The organism is Candidatus Krumholzibacteriia bacterium (assembly GCA_035649275.1).
In the GTDB taxonomy this organism is placed as follows: domain Bacteria; phylum Krumholzibacteriota; class Krumholzibacteriia.
Genome location: DASRJW010000037.1, coordinates 26,680 through 32,776, shown reverse-complemented (window position 1 = coordinate 32,776; position 6,097 = coordinate 26,680). Strand labels below are relative to the sequence as shown.

6 protein-coding genes are annotated in these 6,097 nt (G+C 65.9%); all 6 read right to left on the bottom strand.

Features of this window, described 5'->3' with window-relative positions:
- The coding region (locus VFE28_04050; protein ID HZM15153.1) for a phosphate uptake regulator PhoU at positions 1-1,244 on the bottom strand (1,244 nt) is incomplete at its 3' end.
- The gene (locus VFE28_04045) at positions 1,234-1,518 is read right to left on the bottom strand and encodes an amphi-Trp domain-containing protein (GenBank protein ID HZM15152.1); all 285 of its coding nucleotides are present in this window, start codon (positions 1,516-1,518) and stop codon (positions 1,234-1,236) included. The genes VFE28_04045 and VFE28_04050, both read right to left, overlap by 11 nt.
- Positions 1,519-1,542: 24 nt before the next feature.
- Positions 1,543-1,839: an amphi-Trp domain-containing protein gene (locus tag VFE28_04040; GenBank protein HZM15151.1), complete on the bottom strand. Its 297-nt coding sequence runs from the start codon at positions 1,837-1,839 to the stop codon at positions 1,543-1,545.
- A gap of 52 nt (positions 1,840-1,891) precedes the next feature.
- The gene (locus VFE28_04035) at positions 1,892-3,220 is read right to left on the bottom strand and encodes a metallophosphoesterase (protein HZM15150.1); all 1,329 of its coding nucleotides are present in this window, start codon (positions 3,218-3,220) and stop codon (positions 1,892-1,894) included.
- A gap of 22 nt (positions 3,221-3,242) precedes the next feature.
- The gene (locus VFE28_04030) at positions 3,243-3,947 is read right to left on the bottom strand and encodes a histidine phosphatase family protein (protein HZM15149.1); all 705 of its coding nucleotides are present in this window, start codon (positions 3,945-3,947) and stop codon (positions 3,243-3,245) included.
- A 342-nt stretch (positions 3,948-4,289) separates the two neighbouring features.
- On the bottom strand, positions 4,290-5,777 hold the full coding sequence (locus VFE28_04025; protein ID HZM15148.1) for an HAD family hydrolase: 1,488 nt from the start codon (positions 5,775-5,777) through the stop codon (positions 4,290-4,292).
- Between the last annotated feature and the right edge of the window lie 320 nt (positions 5,778-6,097).

Genomic DNA, 6,097 nt, shown 5'->3' with positions numbered 1-6,097 from the left:
GGACAGCTGAGCTGGGCGTCCAAGTCGCGGGCCTGCTGCACCAGCGCATCGAAGGAGGGGAGGGCGAGGCGCCCGAAGCCGGCATTGGCGGCGCGAAAGCCCGGATGCAGGGCATAGACGTCGCCGAGCCGCTCGGCCAGCTGTTGCACGAAGTGCGGCGTCACCGGTGACTCGACCCGGGTCTTCTCCCAGACCTGGGACAAGGTCTTGCAGAGCGAGGCCAAGGCATCCTGGATGCCGCGTGAGTCGCCGCGCAGCAGGTATTCTTCGAAGGTGTGCCCCGGGATGTATTCGAAGAGGATGGAACCGGTGGGGCCGTTGTCGTTGAAGGCATGGATCCGCGGCGCCAGTCCAGGGATGATCTCTTGCCAGCGCATGGTGGCGTTCTTCTCGGCCAGGAGCTTGTCGCGCCGCCCTTCCTTGAACACTACCCAGCGATCTTCGTCGCGGAAGGCATGGGTGCGCACCCGTCCCACCTTGCACCCGGAGCGCGTCTCCGCCATGGGCTCGAGCTCCAGGTCCTCCACGGTCTGCATCAACCCGGAGGCTCCGAGCATCTCCTCCAGTGTCTTCCATTGGTCGATGCGGATGCGTTCACCCAGGGCGGCGGAGAGGATGGCTTCGCCGATGTTGAGCAATGAATCTCCCATCCGCTCCAAGTAGCGATAGATGAAGATGCAAGTCACCAGGCTCTGGGTGTCCTTGCCCGACTCGAGCTCGTGCAGGAGCCGGCGCAGCTCGGCGGCGTACAGCAGGTCGGTGACGTGTTCGGCGCGGCAGATCTCCAGGGCTTGCCGCATATCGCGGCGCAGGATGGCTTCGGCGATGCGGTCGACCGCATCCAGGATGGCGTCGAAGAAAGGACGCAGGTTCTGCCGGGCCAGGATGGGGTGCTGGATGTAGCGGGTTTGCCCGACGATGTTCTCGCAGAAGTCCGCGATGCGCTCCAGGTTCACGGTCACCACGTCCACCGCCTTGAGGAAGGCGACGGTGGGACCGGCGCCTGCCTCGGAGCGGGGGACGAGAGAGAAGCACTTCCTCAGGATCACGTCCTTGAGATTGTCGATGTAGTCGTCCTTGGACAGCAGCCCTTCGAAGTGCTTCGGCGTCGGCGCCTGCAGGAACTCGGCCGTCGCCTGCAGTTGCTTGCGCACCTCGTGCACCAGGAAGCGGAGGTTCTCGTCGAGGCCGTCGAGCTGGATGGGCAGCGCGAGCGCGTCCGGGCTCGACTTCTCAGCCTTCATCGCCGCCTCCCTTCAGCGTCAGCGGCCAGGCCCGAGCGCGGTCCTGACCATTCTTCCACTCGAAGCGCAGCTCCAAGCGCACCCGATCGCGGCGCTGCAGGACCTCCACCGACAGGCGAACCAAACCATTGGGTTTCAGCTCGATCCGTCCTTCCGGATCGCCGATGACCAGCCTGCCGCTCTCGAAACCCTCCTGCAGCGCCGCCAGATAGGCAATGACGGAACGCTTGCTTTGCAGCGATTCGTGCTCGAACTCCTTCTCGTCCTTGCCCATGGGTGCGCCTCCGGCCCCTTCCTCCTACTGCGAGGAGATCGACAGCTCCGACTCGGGAATGCGCCAGAAGATCTCGAAGGTGATTCCTTCCTTCTTCTTCTTGCGCACTGCTTTGACCTCGATGTCCACGGTCTGCGTCGGCTTCAAGGTCACGTCCTTGTCGCCATGCCGCACGTTGATGCTGCCCTGCCGGAGCCCGGCGACCACGGCTTCGAAGTACGAGACCGCCTCCGCCAGGGGCAGGTTGTTCTCGAACTTCACTTCGCTCTTTTCAAACTCGCCGTTGTGCATACGGTCCTTGGCGACCACTGCTTGTTCCATGACCCTTCCTCCCTTTCTGGAGCCTTGGTGTGGCTCCTCCCTCCACCCTCGCTCACGCGAGCATTCGGATGTCGAACGTCTTCGCGTAGGGGTAGTCCGTGCTGATCCCCGTGATTGTCCCGCCGGGGCTGATGATGGTGGCGGCGCCACCCACGCCCTGCAGACCGAGCAACTTGCGTGTATTCGCGTCCACCGTCGCGTCGCACTCGAAGTTCAAGATGCGACGGCGCAGCACGACGCGTTGCCCGCGGGGGATGTTGCGGTGACCGTGGACGATGGCGAAGATACCGGCGCGGCGCAGGTCGCGGCCTCCCCGGCCGCTGAACGGCAGGTCGCTGTCGCGATACTTGGTCCTGAAGGTGTTCCCCACCGGGCCGTGATAGAGCTCGAAGAGATCCTCGCGCATCAGACGGCGGAAGTCCGCGTTCAAGGCACCGACGCCCTCGCGCTCCAGCTGCGCCGCCACGAGGTTGTCGACGCCGGCGTGGATGAAGAGCAAGGAGCCTTCGCGGCGCGCCAGGGTCATCTCCTCGAAGAACCAGTGGAACTCGCCGCCGGGAGTGCGGAAGAGCTGGCGCGCCTGCTCCGCCGCGGCATAGATCATTCCCAGATTCATTCCCATGGACTGGCGGCTGTCCTCCATCTCCTGGACCTTCTCGCGGATGCGGACGAGCTCGTTCTTGATGCGCTTCTCCAGCACGACGCCACGCACGGCGTCCGGGAAGTCGGCGTACCAGCTCGGGTCCGGGAAGAGCAGGGCGCGCAACTCGTCCTCGCTATGGCGCCGCTGGCCATTGCCGCCGGCGAGATAGGCGTCGTAGATCTCTTTGAAGAGGGGGATGGATTTCTTGCCCATGCGGACGAAGAGATGGGCGAGCCGGGGCTCCTTGCGCCCCAAGTACTCCAGTCCCACCAGGGCGCGCACGTCGTGGTTGCCCGCCAGGATCTCCACCTCGGCACCGCTGTTCCGGAGCGCCGCGAGGGCGCGGAGCAGACGCAGGTTGCTCGGGCCCTTGTCGAAGCAGTCGCCGCCGATGACGAAACGAGCCTCGCGGCCCTCGGCGGTGAGCTCGAAGTCGCTATCGTCCCGGCCTGCCTTCACCACGCCCCCGGTGGCCAGGAGGGAGCGGAAGAAGGCCTCCGCATCGGCATGCATGTCGCAGAGGAAGAAGTGCGTGCGCTGCGGCCAGTTCCAGACCATGCCGTCGGCGTACTCCACCACTTCTTCCAGAGCCAGATCGTAGAAGTCACCCGACGCGTCCATGGTGCGGCGGGTGGCGAATTTCGGCCACCCCTCGCGTTCCCGCGGCAAGGTACCGCCCAGGAGCTCCAGGCCCCGGTACTCGGGCAGGAGCGCCGCAGTGTCTCTGGCTTCGTGCATCCAAGGCCCTTCTCGAGACGACTCAGTCGCCTCGCGCCGCTGCGGGCGCTCGTTCCTTCCAAGCGCCGGCCACGTGCACCCAGGTGAAGGCGTCGCGCCGTTCCAAATAGACCGGTGAGGCATGGTGCATGGACAAGCCCGCCGCCTCCTCGGGGCGCAGGACGCCGAGGCGCACTGCAGCGAAGCGGAAGGAGCCGCCATGGCCGACCACGAGCTTGAGGACGTCCCGGGAGGCCCGTCCCACCAGGTCCGCGGCGCGCTCCTCGAGGAAGAGCGCCACACGCTCACCGGCCTGGACGAGCGACTCGGCGCCCTGGAGCGGGAGCCGATAGAAGGCGTTGCGCTGCCAATCGGCGGGCAGCGGTTCGCAGCGCGGATCCTCCTGCAGCACGGCAGCGATCTGCTCCACCGTGAGATTCGCCGCGGCGCCCAGGCTCCGCTCCGCCAGGGCCTCGAACTCCGTGACCCGAAACTGGCGGTGCAGCTGCGTCTGGAGCTCCTGCGCCAGGAGGGTCGCGGTCTCCCAGGCGCGCAGGAGGCGCGAGCTGTCGATGACCGGCTCGATCTCCCAGTGCTCCGCCGCGGCTTGTTGCAGCACCGCCGCGGCGGCGGCGCGCGACTGCGCCCGGCCGCTTTCCGACAGCGGATAGGGAAGGTGTGCACTGGGGATGTTCGGAGGCTGGTCGTATGCGCCGTGACGGAGCAACCCCAACACGACCCGTGGCATCCGCGCCTCTCCTCGGATCCGAATGAGCGTCGTCAGGGCTGCCGCATCCAGAACCGGAGGGACGTCCTCGGAGTCCTCCGAAGGCCCCACCGCCATGCCCGTCCGCAGGCGAGATGCCGCCTGCATGCAGGCATGAGCCCCACGCCGCGGCTCGGGAGAAGCCAATCTGATACCAGTCGGGGCGGTGGAACAAGTGATGAAATGGTTAGGATTGTGTTAACTTGACGTTAAGCAATGATTCAGGGAAGTGTCGCGGCGGCGCGCAGTGTGGCAGCCACGAAGCAGAGTGTCAACACGCCGGAAAGAGAATCGCGCGCCTCGAGTCGCGCCTTCGAGGAAGCCTCACGCCTGTCGCAGCGGGTTTTCCCCCTCGAAGTAACGCCGCCCCTGCTTCGGACCGCCGGCACCCAATCCAAAGTAGTGCCATTTCGGGAAATTGAAGTCCGAGGTGATGGCCCGCGGCAACAGCAAGGCTGCTTGCAGGAAGCCCTCCAGGCCGTGCACGGCGTCGATGTTCACCCGGAAGCCCCATTCATCCATCCGGTCGAAAACGAGGCGCGAAGCCGGCGTCGCCCAGCGGATGCCGTAGCGATTGATCCCCCAGTCGTGCAGCATGTCCAGGATTCCCTTCGCTTGCGCCGGCGCCGCCTGGATGAGCGGCGCCAGGAAATCGATGGGGCATTCGACAGTGGCCTCCGGGCGCTGGCGCACGATCTCCTCGAAGCCTTCCTGCTGTACCGTTTCCAGATCACCGCGGAACCAGAGTTGCCGATCCTCGAATCCATGGCGATCCACCGACTGGAGGACGTCCGCAACGCAGGCGAGCCCAGGTCGCAGGTCGAGCACGACGCCGCTGCCGTGGTCCCGTAACACCGCCAGGACGTGGTCCAGGCCGAGGAGTTCCTCGTTGTCCTCGAGCGGACGTTCCAGGAGCGAGTCCTGGCGCAGCACCAGGCCGCGGCTCGCCGGGTCGAGCTGCACGTCCAACTCGGCCCAGTGGATGTGGGAGCCGAGGAACTGGCGCAGGTTGGCTTCGTCGTTGACGCCGCGCCAGACGAATTGGATGTGCTGGGGCAGAGACTGCTCGCCGATGAGCTCGGTGAGATCGTAGGAATCGCCGCGTACCGCCCGGGCGGGCACGCGCGTCCGCCGCGAAGCGAAGATGGTGGCGGCGTGCAAGAGCAGGATGTCGCCGTTCGGGTCGGCCTGAGCCACGGCCCGCAGGTTCTCCGCCTCGTCGTCGACGAAGGCCACCACGTGGTAGCCGCGTTCCTGGAAGTGACGCACACCCTCGACCTTGGCTTCCGCAACGTCCTGGCGCTCGCCTTCGGGATTCATGTGCAGCAGGCTCGAGGCGAACGGCACCCGGTATTCGCGCCCCAGACTGTTGAGGATGCGCAGCGTCTCGTGCCGCAAGGACTCCGCCCTGCCGCTGTTGATCCCCACCGAGGTACGAGGCTGGAGCTGGAACCAGCGGATCACCTCGAGCACCCCGTGATAGGGCCGATGCGCTTCCAGGAGCGAGCGCGCCGACCAGCGCTGCGCCTCGTACCAGGCGAGCACCGATTCCACCGTCTGGGGGGAAAGCCGCAGCGACTCGAAGAGGCGCCCCACATCCTTTTCGTGGCCCGGGACCTGGTCGGGTCGCAGGGCGCGGAACCAGCGGCTCTGGTGGGCACGGTCGTAGCCATGCAGCACGGAGAGGATCATCTGGCGCACGTCGACGATGGTGCCGTCGATGTCGAAGAGGACCAGGAGGTCCTGCTCCGGGTGGAGGCGGCGCGTACGTTCGTAGTGCTCGGCGAGCTGACGCATCCAGTTCTTGGTCACGGAGAGACCTTCGGTTGTGGGGGCTGCTCGAAAGCTTACCGCGCGCCGATGAAGTCCATGTGAAGGGCGCGCAAGGGTCCCGCTACGCCGATGAGCCGCCCTGCGGTCGCACGAAAATGCGCCGATTTCTCCAAATCTTGAAGTCTGGATCACGGGATCTTCGCAGACCTCGTCTACACTGCCCTCTCGAGTCGTCGTTCAGGAGTGGCGGAACGGGTAGGGGTGGTCCTCACAGCATGGTTGCACACCGAGCATGGACCACCCCTCCTCAACGGTGCACCCCCACTGCGACAACCTTGCCCACCTAAGTACCACCCGAA